Origin of the sequence: Pseudomonas triclosanedens, from assembly GCF_026686735.1 — a bacterium.
In the GTDB taxonomy this organism is placed as follows: Bacteria; Pseudomonadota; Gammaproteobacteria; order Pseudomonadales; family Pseudomonadaceae; genus Pseudomonas; species Pseudomonas triclosanedens.
In genome coordinates, this window is the sequence record NZ_CP113432.1 from 3,754,303 (window position 1) to 3,771,490 (window position 17,188).

The following is a 17,188-nucleotide window of genomic DNA, read 5'->3' on the forward strand; positions in this document are numbered from 1 at the left end:
CGGGCACCCTTAGTAAGTACGAACCTTGGGTTCGAATGCCGGAACAGTCTTCGGCGCGAAATTGACGGCACGCTTGGCAACGCGTTTCTCACCCGGGAAGTACAGGGTGTGGCACAGCCAGTTCTCGTCATCGCGCTCCTCGAAGTCTTCACGGGCATGCGCACCGCGGGACTCTTTGCGGGCTTCTGCCGCAATCGCAGTGGCTTCGGCCACTTCGAGGAGATTCTGCAGTTCCAGCGCTTCGATACGCGCCGTGTTGAATGCCTGGCTCTTGTCGTTGATCTTGACGGTGGCGATACGCTCGCGCAGGTCAGCCAACTGAGCGATGCCCTTCTGCATGTACTCGCCGGTACGGAACACACCGAAGTAGTTCTGCATGCAGGATTGCAGTTCGCGCTTGAGCGGAGCGACTTCTTCGCCGCTGGTACGCTCGTTCACGCCGTTCAGGCGCTTGAAAGCGGATTCCAGATCGGACTCGGAAGCCTGGCGGTGCTCGATACCGTCCTTGAGCGCCTTCTCCAGGTGCAGACCGGTCGCGCGGCCGAAGACCACCAGGTCGAGCAGCGAGTTGCCGCCCAGGCGGTTGGCACCGTGTACCGATACGCAAGCCACTTCGCCGACCGCGAACAGGCCTTCGACGATCTGCTCGTTGCCGTTGGCATCCATAGTCAGGGCCTGGCCATGGATATTGGTGGCAACGCCGCCCATCATGTAGTGGCAGGTCGGGATTACCGGGATCGGAGCAACGACCGGGTCCACGTGAGCGAAGGTCTTGGACAGCTCGCAGATGCCAGGCAGGCGGCTGTGCAGTACTTCTTCGCCGAGGTGGTCGAGCTTCAGCAGCACGTGGTCCTTGTTCGGGCCCACGCCGTTGCCAGCGATCACTTCCTTGACCATCGAGCGGGCCACCACGTCACGGCCGGCCAGGTCTTTGGCGTTCGGAGCGTAACGCTCCATGAAGCGCTCGCCATGAGCGTTGATCAGGTAACCGCCTTCACCGCGGCAACCCTCGGTGACCAGTACACCAGCGCCGGCGATGCCGGTCGGGTGGAACTGCCACATTTCGATGTCCTGCACCGGAACGCCAGCGCGCAGGGCCATGCCAATGCCATCGCCGGTGTTGATCAGGGCGTTGGTGGTGGAGGCGTAGATACGGCCGGCGCCGCCAGTGGCGAGGACCACGGCCTTGGAGCGGATGTAAACGGTGTCGCCGGTTTCGATGTCGATGGCGATGACGCCGACGACATGACCGTCCTGGTTCTTCACCAGGTCAACCGCGTACCACTCATTAAGGAAGGAAGTACCGTTCTTCAGGTTGGCCTGATAGAGAGTGTGCAGCAGCGCGTGACCGGTACGGTCAGCCGCGGCACAGGTACGGGCAGCCTGGCCGCCCTTGCCGAAGTCCTTGGACTGGCCGCCGAACGGGCGCTGGTAGATGCGGCCCTGCTCGGTACGGGAGAACGGCAGACCCATGTGTTCCAGCTCGAACACGGCTTCCGGACCAACGGAGCACATGTATTCGATAGCGTCCTGGTCGCCGATATAGTCGGAACCCTTGACGGTATCGTACATATGCCAGCGCCAATCGTCGTTCGGGTCGGCCGAGGCGATGGCGCAGGTGATGCCGCCCTGAGCGGAAACAGTGTGCGAACGGGTCGGGAAGACCTTGGTTACCACGGCGGTCTTGTGACCACCCTGGGCCAGTTGCAGCGCAGCACGCATGCCGGCGCCGCCGCCACCAACGATGATGGCGTCGAAAGAAAGAGAGCGAATGCTAGCCATGGATCAGTTACCCCAGAGAATCTGCACACCCCAGACGAAGAATGCGAACATGGCCATGCCGCATACTGCCTGGACGAGGAAACGCACGACGGTCGCGGACTTGCCCAGCGCCATCGGAGTCAGGTAGTCGGTCGTGATGGTCCACATACCGACCCAGGCGTGCACGCTCAGGGAAACCAGCGTCAACAGGCTGAAGATCTTCATCAGGCTGTGGGAGAACAGACCATGCCACTCCGCGTAGGTAATACCCGGATGAGCGATCAGGAAACCCAGCAGGAAGAGAACATAAGCCGCGAGAACGACCGCGGAGACGCGCTGAACCATCCAGTCATAGAGGCCCGAACGCGACAAGTTAGTGACGTTAGTTACCATACCCATACCCCCGCCAGAACGATCAGCACCACTGCGACAGCGATGACGATTTTCGAACCACGCTTACCGCCTTCCAGTGTTTCGCCGATACCTGCATCCATGATGAGGTGACGAATACCGGCTACCAGGTGGTACAGCAGCGCAGACAGCAGGCCCCAGATCACAAGCTTGACCAACGGATTGGCCAGACACGCCTTCACCTGCTCGAAGCTCTCTTCCGAAGCGAGGGAACGGTCCAGTGCGAACAGCAGCACTGCGATGCCCACGAACAGAATGACGCCAGAGATACGGTGGAGAATCGACGTGTAAGCAGTGATAGGGAGTTGAATGGTCCTTAGGTCTAGGTTTACGGGTCGTTTGCTATTCACGGCTTTTTTCACACTGAGAGCCCTTATATGAAACAGGGCTAGTTGTCGGGAGGTGCACTTGTCAGGTACCCATCACCTTCGGGAGTGACAACCACCGATGAAGCGAGGCCGGACGGCCCTTGGCGGCTGGTCGCCGAGTATAGACAGTTAGGCTCCTAATGACAACGGAAAGACCTCCACCTAAGGACTAATTGCCGCACCCACATAAAAGGCGTAAACAGGCAATTTTTTTCGTCAAAACAGCGGCTTGGAGGTGCCGATAATGCCGAATGCAGCAAATTGACATTCGGATTTATCTCTCTATAGTGGTGCGGGCCCTGCGTGGGGGGTCGTACAGATGATTTCAAGCATAAATAGGAGGCCATCATGGCTGACAAAAAAGCGCAGTTGATCATCGAGGGCGCAGCCCCCGTCGAACTGCCTGTCCTCTCCGGCACGCTGGGTCCCGACGTTGTCGATGTTCGCGGCCTGACCTCCACCGGCCACTTCACCTTCGACCCCGGCTTCATGTCCACCGCCTCCTGCGAGTCGAAGATCACCTACATCGATGGTGACAAGGGCGTTCTGCTGCACCGCGGCTACCCGATCGAACAGCTGGCCGAGAAGTCCGACTACCTGGAAACCTGCTACCTGCTGCTCAACGGCGAGCTGCCTACCGCCGAGCAGAAGGAAAAGTTCGTCGGCACCATCAAGAACCACACGATGGTTCACGAACAACTGAAGACATTCTTCAACGGCTTCCGCCGCGATGCGCACCCGATGGCCGTGATGTGCGGCGTGATCGGTGCCCTCTCCGCCTTCTACCACGACTCCCTGGACATCAATAATCCGAAGCACCGGGAAGTCTCCGCGCATCGCCTGATAGCCAAGATGCCGACCATCGCCGCAATGGTGTACAAGTACTCCAAGGGCGAGCCGATGATGTATCCGCGTAACGACCTGAACTACGCGGAAAACTTCCTGCACATGATGTTCAACACTCCTTGCGAGACCAAGCCGATCAGCCCCGTGCTGGCCAAGGCGATGGATCGCATCTTCATTCTGCACGCCGATCACGAGCAGAACGCATCCACCTCCACCGTGCGCCTGGCGGGCTCCTCCGGCGCCAACCCGTTCGCCTGTATCGCCTCGGGCATCGCCGCCCTGTGGGGACCGGCTCACGGCGGTGCGAACGAAGCTGTTCTGCGCATGCTGGACGAAATCGGTGACGTTTCGAACATCGAGAAGTTCGTGGCCAAGGCCAAGGACAAGAACGATCCGTTCAAGCTCATGGGCTTCGGCCACCGCGTGTACAAGAACTTCGACCCGCGCGCCAAGGTCATGAAGCAGACCTGCGACGAGGTTCTTCAGGAGCTGGGTATCAATGACCCGCAACTGGAACTGGCCATGAAGCTGGAAGAGATCGCTCGCCACGACCCGTACTTCGTGGAGCGCAACCTCTACCCGAACGTGGACTTCTACTCCGGCATCATCCTGAAGGCAATCGGCATTCCGACCAGCATGTTCACAGTGATCTTTGCCCTGGCGCGTACCGTCGGCTGGATCTCGCACTGGCAGGAAATGCTCTCCGGTCCGTACAAGATCGGCCGCCCGCGCCAGCTGTACACCGGCAGCGCAGAGCGCAACTTCGTATCCCTCAAGGATCGCAAGTAAGCGCTACGGCATGATAGAAGAGGCTGCTTCGGCAGCCTTTTTTATTGCCCGACGCCTGATGCATCACAACGAAAAGGCCGCCCGAAGGCGGCCTTTTCCATGCGCGGGCAGAGGTATGGCGCTTATTTCTTTTCGGCGGCGCTACGCAGACCCTTCAGGGTATTCATCGGCGCGTCGACCACGAAGCTATTGGCCAGCCAGGACGGGATGCTGCCACCCGGCTCGGTCTGCACCTGGTAGATCACTTCGGTCACGCCGGCGCCCTTGGGCACCAGCTTCCACTCGCCGACCAGCTTCGGCACACGGATTTCGCCCTTCTCTTCCGGAATAAAGGTCGGCTCGGCCTTCAGGTGACGGATCAGGCCGCCATCGGCAGTCTTCTCGGTGGTGACATGAATCACCACGTCGCGGCCAGTCACCGGCCAGGGCATGTCGATCTTCGAGTAGGTCCAGGTGTCATCGCCCTCATGCTTGAGCAGGCGCATTTCGCCACAAGCGTGGATCCACTTGCAGGAGCCGTTCACGTCTTCCTGCAGCGCATTGATAGTGGCAACGTCTGCCTTGATGTCGACGACACCACGGTAAGCCTTGTATTTGGAACCCGGCACGCTGCTCAGGAAGACCTTCACACCGTCATCTTCCTTTTCCAGCTTCCAGTCTTCCGCCATCGCAACGCCAGCAAAGCTCACCACGGCAGTCGCCAGCAGGCTCATACGCAATACACCACGCATCGTCTTACCTCTCTTTATTCTTGGTTTTCGGGTACGGACGTACCGTTAACCCGTTGTAATCCGCGGTCTTGAGCGGGATGGGCGTCAGTATGGCCCCTGAAAACGTGACTTCCAAGTCACTCAGGCAGCGGTGATCCGCTCCCATTCGGTGAGTATCAGCAGAGCCTGCTCATTGCTCTGGCCACAGGCCTCGGGATCGGCATCGAACGCAGCGCATACGGCGGGCCGCCGCGGGTCACCGAACAATTGGCAGAGATTCCGCTCATCCAGTTGAATGCAGCGGACGCCAGCCGGCTTGCCATCAGGCATGCCGGGAATGGGCGAGGAAATCGAAGGCGCGATGCAACAGGCGCCACAGCCGATACGGCACTGCATCTCAGGAATCTCGATGACGATTCGGGACGTCTATCGTCCACACGGGAGGCCGGCGCCAGGCATTGCACCCGGGCCGGCGGAAACAGGCCGGGAGAATATAGCGCAGCGCGCCACCCGCCAAGCCGGCCGGATCAGCGGAGCACCAGGTACCAGCCCCCTTTCTGTCCCGAAGCGCTTCAACTAGGCTTCGCAAACCCATCGAATGGAGCCTTCCTCATGCCGGTCTGGCTGCAAACCGCCTTCCTCCTGGTGCTTTCCAACCTGTTCATGACCTTCGCCTGGTATGGCCACCTTAAGACGCTGAACAGCAAGCCGTGGATCATCGCGGCGTTGGTCAGTTGGGGGATCGCGCTCTTCGAGTACCTTCTGCAGGTTCCAGCCAACCGTATCGGCTACACGGTCATGTCGGTGGGGCAACTGAAGATCATGCAGGAAGTGATCACGCTGGCGGTTTTCGTGCCGTTCAGCGTCTACTTCATGCAGCAACCGCTAAAACTCGACTACCTCTGGGCCGGCCTGTGCCTGCTCGGCGCCGTGTACTTCATCTTCCGCGCCTGAGCCGCCAACATCAGGACAACGCACCGTCCTTGAGCCGGGTGATCAGGCTCGACGTATCCCAGCGCCCACCGCCGGCGGCCTGAACCTCGGCGTAGAACTGGTCGACCAGCGCCGTTACCGGCAATTGCGCGCCATTACGCCGCGCCTCGTCCAGCACGATGCCCAGGTCCTTGCGCATCCAGTCCACAGCAAATCCGAAGTCGAAACGACCTTCCAGCATGCTCTGATGGCGGTTTTCCAGTTGCCAGGACTGCGCCGCGCCCTTGCAGATCACCTCCATCGCCGCCATCCCGTCCAGCCCCGCGCTCCTGGCGAAGTGCAGCGCCTCGGCAAGCCCCTGCAGCAGGCCGCCTACGCAGATCTGATTGACCATCTTGGTCAACTGGCCGCTACCCACCGGCCCCATCAGCCGCACCATCCGCGCATAGGTCGCAAGAATCGACTCGGCGCGCTCGAAAATCAGCGGATCGCCGCCAACCATCACGGTCAGCGAGCCGCTCTCCGCACCGGCCTGTCCGCCGGAAACCGGCGCATCGAGGAAGCCCAGCTCGCGCTCCGATGCACACACCGCCAGCTCACGCGCCACCTGGGCCGACGCCGTGGTGTGGTCGACCAGCACAGATCCGGGCTGCATGCCCGCCAGCGCGCCATCCTCGCCCAGCACCACGCTGCGCAGGTCGTCGTCGTTGCCCACGCAGCACATCACGAACTCCGCCCACTGCGCAGCCTCGCGGGGCGTCGCCGCCGAGCGCCCACCGAACTGCCCGACCCAGCGTTCGGCGCGCGCCGCAGTACGGTTGAACACGCACACCTCGTGCCCCTCGCGCTGCAGATGGCCCGCCATCGGATACCCCATCACGCCCAGACCGATGAATGCGATCTTCGCCATGCCCATTCCCTCGCCATCGAAAGCCGCAGAGCCTAGCACAGCGGTTTGCCGGTCCCGAAAACCCCTTCCATACTCCGGAGAACCTCAACCGCGAGCGTCCCGTCATGCCCCACTGGTTGGTGATCGACCTGGAAGCCACTACCGAGGAAGGTGGCTGGCCAGTCGAAGAAATGGAAATCATCGAGATCGGCGCCACCCTGGTGGCCGAAGCCAACGGCCGCGAGCTGGACCACTTCCAGCGTTTCGTCCGGCCACAGCGACGGCCGCTGCTGACCAGCTTCTGCCGCGACCTTACCCACATCAGCCAGGCCAGCGTCGATGCGGCCGCTCCCTTGAGCGTAGTGTGGCCACAGTTCGAGCGTTGGCTGGCGCAACACGCGCCACGCCTGGTCGGCTGGACCAGTTGGGGTGACTACGACCGCCGGCAACTGGAACTGGAATGGCGTCGCCAGCACCTGGAAAGTCACCTCGCCCGTGTTCCCCACGTCAATCTCAAGCAACGTTTCGCCGATGCCCGCCAACTCAAGCGCCCAGTGGGCCTGATTACCGCACTGCACCTCGCCGGCCTGCACTTCCAGGGACAGCAGCATCGAGCCCTGGAGGACGCCCGCAATACCGCGCGCCTGTTACCTCTCGCCCTGTCGGTCACCAGCTGAACCTGCGGTTCGGCGTTGACCGCGCGGTCCCTTCTCGCATCTAGTGACGACGCCTGCGCCCTTGGGCATACTGGCCAGCCCTTTTTCACCCCTCTAGCAGGAGAAGCCCATGTTCAAGGTCAACGAGTACTTCGACGGCACCGTCAAATCCATCGCCTTCGACATGACCGCGGGTCCGGCCACCATCGGCGTGATGGCTGCCGGCGAGTATGAGTTCGGCACCAGCCAGCTGGAGGTGATGCATGTCGTCGCCGGCGCGCTGACCGTCAAGCTGCCGGGCAGCGACACCTGGGAAACCTTCGAAGCCGGCAGCAACTTCACTGTGCCGGCCAACAGCAAGTTCCAGTTGAAGGTCGCCCAGGACACCGCCTACCTCTGCGAATACCGCTGAGTTACGCGAGTCATGAAAACCGGCCCTGATGGCCGGTTTTTTATTGCTCGCAAACCTGCTCGTCCGGCACGGAGCACTCGCGCAACCCGGCTTCGAGCCGCGCTCGCAACGTCCCGCCCTTCTCCGCGATGAATACCAGCCGCGCGCCCTGCGCTGCCTCGGCCTCCGTCGCCGGGCGGAACTGGTAGCGCCCGCCCACGTATTGCAGCCACAACGCGCCTTCCTGCCCGGCCAACCGAAGCAGGCCCTTGAGCCGCAGGAGCTCCTTCGGCAGATCGCCCAGCCACTTCTGCAAGCGCGCTCCATCGAAGACCAGGCCCCCTTGCCAGCTCCAGCTTTCGAACAGCTCGCCGTGATCGATACCGCCCTGCCGATGAGGGCGCAGCCAGCGCGACGGCTCGCCCAGCAGTAGTTCATCGGGAATCTGCGCCTGGATCGTCTCCAGCACTCGCGCGCCACGGCCGAAGCGTTCGCGCTGCGCGCTCAGTTCGCCGGCATCCAGCAGGTCGCACTTGTTAAGCAGCAACAGATCGGCCGCCGCCGCCTGCATCCGCTCCAGGCGCGCATACTCGCCCGCCAGCGGCTCACGGCGAGCCGCATCCACCACCGTCAGCACCGCGTCCAGATGCAGGCGCTTGCGCAGCTTCGGGTAGCCCAGGGTCTGGACGATCCGTTGCGGATCGGAAACGCCGCTGCATTCGATCACCACCTGCTCCAGCGGCGGGCTCATGCTCGCCAGGCGCTCCAGTTGCGCCAGCAGATCGTCCTGCACACTGCAGCAGATGCAGCCGTTCTCCAGGCTGTACACCGCCTCGGTTTGCTCGGCGATCATTCCCGCATCGATATTCAGCTCGCCGAAATCGTTGACGATCACCGCCAGGCGCCGCCCTTCACAGCGTTCCAGCAGGTTACGCAGCAGCGTTGTCTTGCCGGCGCCGAGAAAACCGGCCACCACCGTTACCGGAATGCTCGCCATGCTCATGCGTTGACACCTTCTATGCGCGGCGGCTCGCCCTGCCATACGGCAGCCATCGGCGTGTCGTTGAAGTGGCCGAGACGGTCATACACCGGCTGGCCCTCCATGAAGGTCAGTTGCACCTCGGTGCGATGGATATAGTTGCGCGCCGGCGCCGCGAACAGATCGCGATCGAGGACGATGAAATCCGCCGACTTGCCAGCCTCCAGGCTGCCGGTGAGATGTTCCAGTCCCATCGCACAGGCGCCATTGAGCGTCGCCACCGCCAGCGCCTGCTCCAGGCTGATCGGCTCGCCAAAGCAGCCCGGGTCGTCGTTCCACGGGTTCTGCCGGGTCACCAGGGTTTCCAGCGCCAGCCACGGATCGATCGAAGCCACCGGCCAGTCAGTGCCGAACACCGCGATGCCGCCAGCGGCCAGCACGCCCTTGAAGTCATAGATACGCTTCAGGCGATCGGGGCCGTAACCGGAGCGCGCGCCGCTGGCGAAGGGTGTCGGATACCAGGCCGCCGGGGAGAACTCGGCGATGACATCCAGTTCGCGGAAGCGCTTCAGGTTGCCCGGATGAAGAATGGTGCTGTGCGCGCACTGGTGACGCACGCCGCTGAAGCCATTGCGCCGGCGCGCCTCGGCCACCGCATCGAGGAATACGTCGGAGGCGGCGTCACCGGTACAGTGGGCGATCACCCGGATACCCCGGCGATCCATATCCACCACCATGTCGGTGATGTGCTCGGGCGTCAGGTTCAACTTGCCGCGCCAGGCGTTCTCGCCCGGCCAGGGCGTGATAAGGAAGGATGAGCGCGGCTCCACGGTGCCATCGAAGTGGAACTTCACCGCATTCGCCGACAGCCGCGCGCTGCGATAGTAGTGGCGCTCGCCGCTGAGCAGTTCCCAGCGACGACGCACCGGGAAGATGTCGTCCTGCCAACTGATCGCCGCCTCCACCCGCAGGGTCAGTTGCCCAGCGTCATCCAGATGCTTGAGCGCCGCCAGGCGATTTTCGCAGACATGCACGTACTTGCTCGCGGTGACGCCACGCGAACTCTGGAAATGCACGCCATCGCGATAGGCACGCTGCAGCACGCTGGCCGGAGCCGGCGGCATGGCCGCGTGGATCAGCGCGTAGGCACCGTCGATCATCAGGCCATTGGGCTCGCCGGTCAGTTCGTCGCGCTCCAGATAGCCATTGCGCGGATCGGGCGTGGAAGCATCGATACCCGCGAGTTCCAGCGCGCGGGAGTTGACCATCATCGTGCCCCACATGCGATCCAGCAGCGCCACGGGGCGGTCCGGCATTACCTGGTCGAGCCACTCGCGGCCCGGCTTGATGCCCGCCTCGCGGAAGGTGTAGCGAACCCAGTACTGCCCGTAGATCCAGCCGTCGCCCGGATGACTGGCGGCGTAATCGCGAACGGCCTTGGCCACCTGCTCCGGCGTCGGGTCCTCGATTCCCACATCGAGGTCATCGGCGTAGCGCGGCGCCAGCGCCAGGTCCGGGTGGGTATGCATATCGTGCAGGCCGGGCATGCAGAATGCCCCTTGCAGATCGCGCACCAGGGTATCCGGGCCGATCAGGTGCTCCATTTCCTCCAGCCGGCCGACGGCGAGGAAGCGGCCGTCACGGATCGCCACCGCGTCGGCCCAGGGGCGCGATGGGTCGAGCGTATAGAAGCGGCCATTCCTCAGCACGAGCTCGGCGAAGCGGTCGCTGGGGGAATGGGAGGAGCGGAAGCGGTCCGGCGCGGTCATGGAGTGCCCTTCTTGTTCTTGTCCGTGAACGCAGTATAGGGTTCGATTTCCCCCACCCGGCTAGCATAAGATGACAACTCACTAGCATAAAACGACAGAGTCCATGCCTTCTGCCGCCTCGTTCGACATCGATTACGCCGCACGCCAACTGTTCCGCCATTTCCTCGAAGAATGGCGCGCACGCCCGGCATTGCCGCCCTTGGCGCCATTGCTGAGCGGCCTCGGGTTGCCGAGCGGGAGCGATGCGGCTGAACGCATGAATTTCGCCCGCTACTACCGCCTGCTGCAGCATTCCGCCGGACTGCTCGGGCCGAGCGATTTCTTCCTGCGCCTGGGCCAGCGCTACAACCTCTACGATCTCGGGGTGATCGGTTACGCGCTGATCAGCGCGGCCAACCTGAGGCGCTCCTGGGACATATCCCTGGGCCAGCCGTCGAGCCTGATGCCGCACCCGATCCACACCCAGCGCGAAGAGGACGCCGACCACATCCGCCTGACCTTGCAGCTACCGCCATTCAGCGAGGTGGAACGCAACGCATTGTGCGAAGAATGGTTGAGCAGCACCTGGCGCTGGCTGTGCCAGCGGCTGCCAGAGCTGGAAGTGTGCCAGGGCATGCAGGTTCACCTGCCCTACCCGCCGCCCGCCCATGCGGCGGTGTACACCGAACTGTTCCCGGGCCTGTGTCACTTCGATGCCGGGCAGGCACAACTGTGGATTCCCCGGGAATTCCACGACCGCCCCTTTTCCACCGCCAACCCGACGGTGACGCGCCTCTGCCAGGCACAGGGCGCGGCCACCCTTGCCAGCTTCGAACGAAGCCAGACGTTACCCGACGACGTGCGCTTCTACCTGCTGCAGAACGCCCGCATCCCGCTGCCAGACCTGGAACAGACCGCCGAATCGCTGCGCATGCCCCCTCACACGCTGCAACGGCGGCTGCGTGAATACGGGCTGACCTTCAAGGGCATCGTGCTGGAGGTGCGCATGGCCCTGGCCCAGCGCTATCTGCTGGCCAGCCGCATGGCGTTGCAGGAAATCGCCTTCCTGCTTGGCTACGAACACGTCACCAGTTTTCACCGCGCATTCCAGCGCTACACCGGGACGACACCGGAGCGCTTTCGCTTGGCGGGTGGGCAAACGAACGAAGCATCGCCGATGGAGCCACCTCCCACGAAGGGAAAAACCCCTCGCAGGAGCCCCGCGCTGGCAGGTTCGCAAGACGCTGAGAAGCTCGCGCGACCGCATGGTTGACGGGCACCGCGCCGCGTCTGCCGCGGCCCGGCTCAGGCACACACCACCGGCTGCGGCAGCGCACTAAGCCGGTGACAGGCCTGGTGGCGTGCTCAAGCATCCTTCTCGCAGTTGATCAACCACGGCACCCCGAAACGATCCTCCAGTGCGCCGAACAGCTCCGCCCAGAACGTCCGGTCCAGCGGCATGGTGACCTTGCCCCCCTTGCTCAACGCCTCGAAGATGCGCCGCGCCTCCGCCTTGGTATCGACGTTGAGCGTGATCGACGCGCCCTTCACCCCCTCGTACGGGCCGCCACACTGCGGCGCGACATCCGAGCCCATCAGCACATGGCCATCCACCTCCAGGCGAACGTGGATGACGCGGTTCTTCATCTCCGCCGGCATATCCTCGCAGCCCGGCGCATCGGCGAAGCGCATCAGATGCGGCAACTCTCCGTGCAATACCTCGGCGTAGTAACGGAAGGCCTCTTCGCAATTGCCGTCAAAGTTCAGATAGGCATTCATCAACATGGCGGGTTCCTCCGGTTCAGGACTTGCTGGAAATCTGCGCGCGGATGCGGTCTTCCTGCTCGCGCAGTTCGGGGGTGAATTCGGCGCCGAAATCCTCGGCCTCGAAAATCTGCCGGATCTCGATCTCGGACTCGCCATCGAACGGGTTGGGAGCGCGCTTCACCCAGTCGATGCACTCCTGCAGCGAGGCTGTCTGCATGATCCAGAAACCGGCGATCAGTTCCTTGGTCTCGGCGAAAGGTCCATCGATGACCGTACGCGACGCACCATCGAAGCGAATCCGCGCCCCCTTGGAGCTGGGTTGCAGCCCCTCGCCAGCCAGCATCACACCTGCCTTGGCCAATTCCTCGTTGAACGCTCCCATCGCGGCGAGCAGTTCTTCCCTGGGCATCACACCGGCTTCGGAGTCGGCAGTGGCTTTGACAATCACCATGAAACGCATGGCATCTCTCCTTTTTTGTAATGGGTCATCGTGGCGACCGGAAAATCCCGGTTCCTGGCATCTAGTCGAAAAGGGAAAGGCGAAATCGACAGTCGCCACGAAAAAAATTCCGCAAGGCATGGTGCGGCCATTGAGGATAGTTCGCGCCGGGCAACTCGCTCGCCACCAACGGCCAACTGGACAGCCTCGTCCACTGTCCCTAGATTCAGACCTTTTCGCGCTGAATGGAGTGTTACTCAATGAGCCTGGAATCGGTCCGCGCCTTCTTTGCCGAAAAGGCCCCCGACATCGCCATCATCGAACTGGAAACCAGCACCGCCACCGTTGCGCTGGCCGCGGAGGCCCACGGCGTGGAACCGGGTCGTATCGCCAAGACCCTGTCCCTGCGGGTTGGCGAGCGCACCGTGCTGGTGGTCGCCCGTGGCGACGCGCGGCTGGACAACCGCAAGCTCAAGGAAGCCTTCGGCGGCAAGGCCAAGATGCTCGGCGCCGAAGAAGTAGTGGAGCTGACCGGCCATCCGGTGGGCGGGGTCTGCCCATTCGGCCTGGCCACGCCGCTGCCGGTGTATTGCGATGTGTCGTTGCAGGCATTCGACGAGGTACTGCCGGCGGCGGGGGCGGTGCATAGCGCTGTACGGATCGAGCCACAGCGTATGGCGCAGTTGGTGGCGGCGGATTGGATCGACGTTTGCCAGGAACTGGCCTGATCGCACGATGCCTGTGCGGGCGCAGGTCCTGCCGGCGGATCGCCGGCAATCCTTGCTCCATCACTGTTGCCCCAGCAACACCCGCTCAACACTTTGCTGTCCGCACAGCGCCTCAACTGTTTCTACATATCCTCAAGATATTGATTTAAAAGGATTTTCAATTCCGGCACAGCTTGTGCAATGACCAGATCAGACAGGTCCGAACACCGGGCCGACTCATCTGCCGAGGTCGCTGTACTGCCATGCCCCAACTCCCCGAATCCGCCCATTACGACATCCGCGAACCGCACGCCCATGTGATCGGCTCCGACGCCGAAGCCATCGATGTCGCCCACAAGGTCGCCGCCTTCCTCCTGGAGGGCGCCGCCGAACGCGACCGCAACCGCGAAGTCCCGCCAGAAGTGGTCGAGGTCTACTCCAACAGCGGCCTGTGGGGCATCACCGTGCCGCGCGCGTTCGGTGGCGCCGAGGTGTCCTACGCCACGCTGGCCGAAGTGATCGCCATCGTCTCCGCCGCCGATCCATCCCTGGGGCAGATTCCGCAGAACCACTACTGCCTGCTGGAAGACATCCGCCTGCAAGGCAGCGACGAACAGAAGCGTTTCTTCTTCGACCTGGCTCTCAAGGGCAACCGTTTCGCCAACGCGCTGTCGGAAACCGGCGGCAAGAACGTCCAGGACATCCAGACCCGCCTGCGCCACGACGGCGACAGCGTGGTCATCGACGGCCGCAAGGGCTACTGCACCGGCTCGCTGTACGCCCACTGGATCGGCGTGCTGGGCCTCGACGAGCAGAACAACGCCCAGCTCGCCTTCGTCCCGCGCGGCACGCCGGGGCTCGCCATCGTCGACGACTGGGCCAGTATCGGCCAGCGCACCACCTCCAGCGGCACCGTGCTGGTGGAAGGGCTGCGCGTGCCGGCGTTCAATGTCTTCCCCACCCACCGTTCCTACGACGTGCCGACCCTGGCGGGCCCGTTCGCGCAGATCACCACCGCCGCCATCGACGCCGGTATCGCCCGCGCGGCGCTGCGCGACACCATCGCCTTCGTCCGCGAACAGGCGCGCCCGTGGATCGACGCCGGTGTGGAGAAAGCCAGCGAAGACCCGCTGACCATCATCCAGGTCGGTGAACTGGGCATCCGCATCGAGGCCGCCGACGCCCTGCTGGAGCGCGCCGGCAAGGTGATGGACGCCGCCCGCCCGGCGCCGGACGAAGACAGCGTCGCCCGCGCCTCGGTCGCCGTGGCCAAGGCCAAGGTGCTGACCACCGAAGTCGCCATCGACGCCACCAACAAGCTGTTCGAACTCGGCGGCACCCGCTCCACCCTCGCCCGCCATGCGTTCGACCGCCACTGGCGCAACGCCCGCGTGCACACCCTGCACGACCCGGTGCGCTGGAAGTACCACCTGGTCGGCAACTGGCTGTTGAACGAAAAGCGTCCGCCGCGCCACGACTGGAACTGAAAACGGTGAATACGCCTGCTGCGCGAACCGATAGCTGCGTTGGGCGGTGCTCGCTCCTCGCCTATCAAACTCGATATGTCTCGTCGCTGCGCTCCGTCCGCCTAGCTCTCGGATCGCTCGCGACGGCCTATTCACCGTTTTGGTACCCGCTATGAAAGAGATCCGCCTCAACGCCTTCGCCATGAACTGCGTCGGCCACCTGTCGCCCGGCCTGTGGCGCCACCCGCGCGACCAGCAGGCCGCGCGCTACACCGACATCCACTACTGGATCGAGCTGGCGAAGACCCTCGAACGCGGCAAGATCGACGGGCTGTTCCTCGCCGACGTACTGGGCGTCTATGACGTCTACCACGGCAACGCCGACGCCGCGCTGCGCGCCGCCGCCCAGGTGCCGGCCAACGACCCGCTGCAGATCGTCCCGGCGATGGCCGCGGCCACGGAACACCTGGGTTTCGGCATCACCGCCTCGGTGTCCTTCGAGCACCCGTTCCCCTTCGCCCGGCGCATCTCCACGCTGGACCACCTGACCCGTGGGCGCGCCGGCTGGAACATCGTCACCTCCTACCTCAACAGCGGCGCGCGCAACCTGGGCCTGAAGCAGCAGCTCAACCACCAGCAGCGCTATGCCCTGGCCGAGGAATACCTGGAGGTCTGCTACAAGCTCTGGGAAGCCAGCTGGGATGACGACGGGGTGGTCGCCGACCGCGCCAGCGGCGTCTACGCCGACCCGCGAAAGGTGCACCCCATCGAGCACAAGGGCGAGCACTTCGAAGTGCCCGGCTTCCACCTCAGCCAGCCCTCGCCGCAGCGCACCCCGGTGCTTTACCAGGCCGGCGCGTCGAGCCGCGGCAAGGCGTTCGCTGCCGGCAATGCCGAGTGCGTGTTCGTTGCCGCGCCGACCAGGTGCATCCTCCGCGACCAGGTCGCCGACCTGCGCCGCCTGGCCGTGGAAGCAGGCCGCCAGCCGACCGACGTGCTGGTGCTGAACCAGCTCACCGTGATCGTCGCCCCGACCGACGCCGAGGCCCTGGCCAAGCTGGAAGACTATCGCCAGTACAGCGACCGCGAAGGTGCCCTGGCGCTGGTCTCCGGCTGGACCGGCATCGACTTCGGCCAGTACGCGCCGGACCAGGTGTTGCGCCACGTACAGAGCGACGCGATCCAGTCCGCGGTGGACGCCTTCAGCGCCGCCGACCCGGAGCGCCAGTGGACCGCTGCCGAGATCGCCGACTACTGCGCCCTGGGAGGCGACGGCCCGCTGCTGGTGGGTTCGCCGCAGACCGTGGCGGACCAGTTGCAGGCCTGGGTCGAGGAAACCGACGTCGACGGCTTCAACCTCTCCAGCCTGGTGGCGCCGGAAACCTTCGTCGACATCGTCGACCTGCTGGTGCCCGAGTTGCAGGCACGCGGGCTGTTCAAGCGCGAGTACGAGCAAGGCACCCTGCGCCACAAGCTGTTCGGCCAGGGCGACCGCCTGCGCGCGCCGCACCGTGCTGCGAAGCTGCGGCGAGGCGAACAGTGATGGACGGCTGGTTCCGCAACCTCGACTGGCACGACCTCGCCCAGGCCTGCCTGGACACCCTCGCCATGCTCAGCGGCGCACTGGCCTTCACCGTGCTGCTGGGCCTGCCGCTGGGCGTGCTGCTGTACCTCACCGGCAAGCGCCAGCTGCATGCCCGCCCCGGCCTGTACCGCGCGCTATCGGTGGTGGTGAACATGCTGCGCTCGCTGCCGTTCATCATCCTGCTGATCGTGCTGATCCCGGTCACCACGCTGATCACCGGCACCTCGCTGGGCGTCGCCGGGGCCATCCCGCCGCTGGTGGTGGGTTGCACCCCATTCTTCGCGCGCCTGGTGGAAACCGCCCTGCGCGAAGTCGACCGCGGGCTGGTGGAAGCCACCCAGGCGATGGGCGCCAGCACCTGGCAGATCATCTGGCACACCCTGCTGCCCGAAGCGCGCACCGGGCTCATCGCCGCCGTGACCGTCACCGCCATCGTGCTGGTGGACTACACCGCCATGTCCGGCGTGATCGGCGGCGGCGGCCTGGGCGACCTGGCCATCCGCTTCGGCTACCAGCGCTTCCAGACCGACGTGATGATCATCACCGTCGCCCTGCTGATCCTGCTGGTGCAGGCGTTGCAGATGAGCGGCGACCGCCTCGTCGCGCGCTACACGCGGCGCTGAATTCCCCGCCCACTCCCCGCCCGGGAGCGGCACTTGCGATCCAGCCGCCGGCAGCCGGCCCCGCTGCCAACAAGGCCCCACGTCCACCCCACGACGGCCCACCCACTACTGTTCAAGGAG

At 63.9% G+C, this 17,188-nt stretch carries 19 protein-coding genes; 9 read left to right on the plus strand and 10 right to left on the minus strand.

The features are described 5' to 3' along the window. Positions 1-9: 9 nt before the first annotated feature. Genes sdhA through sdhC form a run of 3 tightly spaced genes read right to left on the minus strand, consistent with a single transcriptional unit; the run spans position 10 to position 2,534 of the window. Positions 10-1,782 (minus strand): succinate dehydrogenase flavoprotein subunit, encoded by a 1,773-nt coding sequence (sdhA, locus tag OU419_RS17400; protein WP_254475730.1) that lies wholly within the window; start codon positions 1,780-1,782, stop codon positions 10-12. A gap of 3 nt (positions 1,783-1,785) precedes the next feature. Next, positions 1,786-2,154: a succinate dehydrogenase, hydrophobic membrane anchor protein gene (sdhD, locus tag OU419_RS17405; RefSeq protein ID WP_024765472.1), complete on the minus strand. Its 369-nt coding sequence runs from the start codon at positions 2,152-2,154 to the stop codon at positions 1,786-1,788. Continuing rightward, on the minus strand, positions 2,148-2,534 hold the full coding sequence (gene sdhC / locus OU419_RS17410; protein WP_162140831.1) for a succinate dehydrogenase, cytochrome b556 subunit: 387 nt from the start codon (positions 2,532-2,534) through the stop codon (positions 2,148-2,150). Before sdhC ends, sdhD begins: the two co-directional genes overlap by 7 nt. A 354-nt stretch (positions 2,535-2,888) precedes the next feature. Between sdhC and gltA the strand changes: the two genes are divergently transcribed. Next, positions 2,889-4,175 (plus strand): citrate synthase, encoded by a 1,287-nt coding sequence (gltA, locus tag OU419_RS17415; RefSeq protein ID WP_254475729.1) that lies wholly within the window; start codon positions 2,889-2,891, stop codon positions 4,173-4,175. A 122-nt stretch (positions 4,176-4,297) separates the two neighbouring features. Here gltA and OU419_RS17420 read toward each other — a convergent pair whose 3' ends face one another. After that, positions 4,298-4,906, minus strand: coding sequence for an START domain-containing protein (locus OU419_RS17420; protein WP_254475728.1), 609 nt, complete (start codon positions 4,904-4,906; stop codon positions 4,298-4,300). A gap of 120 nt (positions 4,907-5,026) precedes the next feature. Next, positions 5,027-5,281, minus strand: a complete 255-nt coding sequence (locus OU419_RS17425) for a YkgJ family cysteine cluster protein (RefSeq protein WP_254475727.1) — start codon at positions 5,279-5,281, stop codon at positions 5,027-5,029. A gap of 216 nt (positions 5,282-5,497) precedes the next feature. On the opposite strand from OU419_RS17425, the gene OU419_RS17430 reads away from it, so the two are divergent. Then, positions 5,498-5,839 carry a DMT family protein gene (locus OU419_RS17430; RefSeq protein WP_254475726.1) on the plus strand — a complete coding sequence of 114 codons (342 nt, stop codon included), beginning with the start codon at positions 5,498-5,500 and terminating at the stop codon, positions 5,837-5,839. A gap of 10 nt (positions 5,840-5,849) precedes the next feature. On the opposite strand, the gene OU419_RS17435 is transcribed toward OU419_RS17430, so the two are convergent. Beyond that, positions 5,850-6,728, minus strand: coding sequence for an NAD(P)-dependent oxidoreductase (locus tag OU419_RS17435; protein ID WP_254475725.1), 879 nt, complete (start codon positions 6,726-6,728; stop codon positions 5,850-5,852). A gap of 104 nt (positions 6,729-6,832) precedes the next feature. On the opposite strand from OU419_RS17435, the gene OU419_RS17440 reads away from it, so the two are divergent. Next, complete coding sequence (locus OU419_RS17440; protein WP_254475724.1) at positions 6,833-7,384, plus strand: exonuclease domain-containing protein; 552 nt, start codon at positions 6,833-6,835, stop codon at positions 7,382-7,384. A gap of 109 nt (positions 7,385-7,493) precedes the next feature. After that, positions 7,494-7,775 carry a pyrimidine/purine nucleoside phosphorylase gene (gene ppnP / locus OU419_RS17445; RefSeq protein ID WP_254475723.1) on the plus strand — a complete coding sequence of 94 codons (282 nt, stop codon included), beginning with the start codon at positions 7,494-7,496 and terminating at the stop codon, positions 7,773-7,775. 40 nt (positions 7,776-7,815) lie between these two features. Here the strand turns inward: ppnP and OU419_RS17450 are convergent, their stop codons facing one another. Next, positions 7,816-8,757 (minus strand): CobW family GTP-binding protein, encoded by a 942-nt coding sequence (locus tag OU419_RS17450; RefSeq protein ID WP_254475722.1) that lies wholly within the window; start codon positions 8,755-8,757, stop codon positions 7,816-7,818. After that, a complete protein-coding gene (locus tag OU419_RS17455) occupies positions 8,754-10,502 on the minus strand; it encodes an amidohydrolase (protein WP_254475721.1) in 1,749 nt (582 codons plus the stop codon). Before OU419_RS17455 ends, OU419_RS17450 begins: the two co-directional genes overlap by 4 nt. Before the next feature lie 103 nt (positions 10,503-10,605). On the opposite strand from OU419_RS17455, the gene OU419_RS17460 reads away from it, so the two are divergent. Then, on the plus strand, positions 10,606-11,754 hold the full coding sequence (locus OU419_RS17460) for an AraC family transcriptional regulator (RefSeq protein ID WP_254475720.1): 1,149 nt from the start codon (positions 10,606-10,608) through the stop codon (positions 11,752-11,754). A 92-nt stretch (positions 11,755-11,846) separates the two neighbouring features. On the opposite strand, the gene OU419_RS17465 is transcribed toward OU419_RS17460, so the two are convergent. Together OU419_RS17465 and OU419_RS17470 are read right to left on the minus strand one after the other, a co-directional pair. Continuing rightward, positions 11,847-12,266 carry a VOC family protein gene (locus tag OU419_RS17465; protein ID WP_254475719.1) on the minus strand — a complete coding sequence of 140 codons (420 nt, stop codon included), beginning with the start codon at positions 12,264-12,266 and terminating at the stop codon, positions 11,847-11,849. A gap of 16 nt (positions 12,267-12,282) precedes the next feature. Beyond that, positions 12,283-12,708: a YciI family protein gene (locus tag OU419_RS17470; protein ID WP_254475718.1), complete on the minus strand. Its 426-nt coding sequence runs from the start codon at positions 12,706-12,708 to the stop codon at positions 12,283-12,285. A gap of 239 nt (positions 12,709-12,947) precedes the next feature. Here OU419_RS17470 and OU419_RS17475 point away from each other — a divergent pair, with 239 nt between their 5' ends. From OU419_RS17475 to OU419_RS17490, 4 genes are all read left to right on the plus strand, one after another. Then, entirely contained in the window at positions 12,948-13,415 is a 468-nt protein-coding gene (locus tag OU419_RS17475) for a YbaK/EbsC family protein (protein ID WP_254475717.1), read from the plus strand. 242 nt (positions 13,416-13,657) lie between these two features. After that, the gene (locus OU419_RS17480) at positions 13,658-14,881 is read left to right on the plus strand and encodes an SfnB family sulfur acquisition oxidoreductase (RefSeq protein WP_254475716.1); all 1,224 of its coding nucleotides are present in this window, start codon (positions 13,658-13,660) and stop codon (positions 14,879-14,881) included. A gap of 151 nt (positions 14,882-15,032) precedes the next feature. Continuing rightward, positions 15,033-16,403, plus strand: a complete 1,371-nt coding sequence (locus tag OU419_RS17485) for an LLM class flavin-dependent oxidoreductase (protein WP_254475715.1) — start codon at positions 15,033-15,035, stop codon at positions 16,401-16,403. Further along, positions 16,403-17,068, plus strand: a complete 666-nt coding sequence (locus tag OU419_RS17490; protein WP_254475714.1) for a methionine ABC transporter permease — start codon at positions 16,403-16,405, stop codon at positions 17,066-17,068. Before OU419_RS17485 ends, OU419_RS17490 begins: the two co-directional genes overlap by 1 nt. Positions 17,069-17,188: the final 120 nt, after the last annotated feature.

Bases quoted from the DNA above. Each gene is read 5' to 3' on its own strand.
- OU419_RS17475 (WP_254475717.1), top strand. From the start codon at position 12,948: ATGAGCCTGGAATCGGTCCGCGCCTTCTTTGCCGAAAAGGCCCCCGAC.
- OU419_RS17470 (WP_254475718.1), bottom strand. From the start codon at position 12,708: ATGCGTTTCATGGTGATTGTCAAAGCCACTGCCGACTCCGAAGCCGGT.
- OU419_RS17425 (WP_254475727.1), bottom strand. From the start codon at position 5,281: ATGCAGTGCCGTATCGGCTGTGGCGCCTGTTGCATCGCGCCTTCGATT.
- sdhA (WP_254475730.1), bottom strand. From the start codon at position 1,782: ATGGCTAGCATTCGCTCTCTTTCTTTCGACGCCATCATCGTTGGTGGC.
- OU419_RS17465 (WP_254475719.1), bottom strand. From the start codon at position 12,266: ATGTTGATGAATGCCTATCTGAACTTTGACGGCAATTGCGAAGAGGCC.
- OU419_RS17430 (WP_254475726.1), top strand. From the start codon at position 5,498: ATGCCGGTCTGGCTGCAAACCGCCTTCCTCCTGGTGCTTTCCAACCTG.
- sdhD (WP_024765472.1), bottom strand. From the start codon at position 2,154: ATGGTAACTAACGTCACTAACTTGTCGCGTTCGGGCCTCTATGACTGG.
- OU419_RS17420 (WP_254475728.1), bottom strand. From the start codon at position 4,906: ATGCGTGGTGTATTGCGTATGAGCCTGCTGGCGACTGCCGTGGTGAGC.
- OU419_RS17485 (WP_254475715.1), top strand. From the start codon at position 15,033: ATGAAAGAGATCCGCCTCAACGCCTTCGCCATGAACTGCGTCGGCCAC.
- OU419_RS17480 (WP_254475716.1), top strand. From the start codon at position 13,658: ATGCCCCAACTCCCCGAATCCGCCCATTACGACATCCGCGAACCGCAC.
- ppnP (WP_254475723.1), top strand. From the start codon at position 7,494: ATGTTCAAGGTCAACGAGTACTTCGACGGCACCGTCAAATCCATCGCC.
- OU419_RS17450 (WP_254475722.1), bottom strand. From the start codon at position 8,757: ATGAGCATGGCGAGCATTCCGGTAACGGTGGTGGCCGGTTTTCTCGGC.
- OU419_RS17460 (WP_254475720.1), top strand. From the start codon at position 10,606: ATGCCTTCTGCCGCCTCGTTCGACATCGATTACGCCGCACGCCAACTG.
- OU419_RS17490 (WP_254475714.1), top strand. From the start codon at position 16,403: ATGGACGGCTGGTTCCGCAACCTCGACTGGCACGACCTCGCCCAGGCC.
- OU419_RS17455 (WP_254475721.1), bottom strand. From the start codon at position 10,502: ATGACCGCGCCGGACCGCTTCCGCTCCTCCCATTCCCCCAGCGACCGC.
- gltA (WP_254475729.1), top strand. From the start codon at position 2,889: ATGGCTGACAAAAAAGCGCAGTTGATCATCGAGGGCGCAGCCCCCGTC.
- OU419_RS17440 (WP_254475724.1), top strand. From the start codon at position 6,833: ATGCCCCACTGGTTGGTGATCGACCTGGAAGCCACTACCGAGGAAGGT.
- OU419_RS17435 (WP_254475725.1), bottom strand. From the start codon at position 6,728: ATGGCGAAGATCGCATTCATCGGTCTGGGCGTGATGGGGTATCCGATG.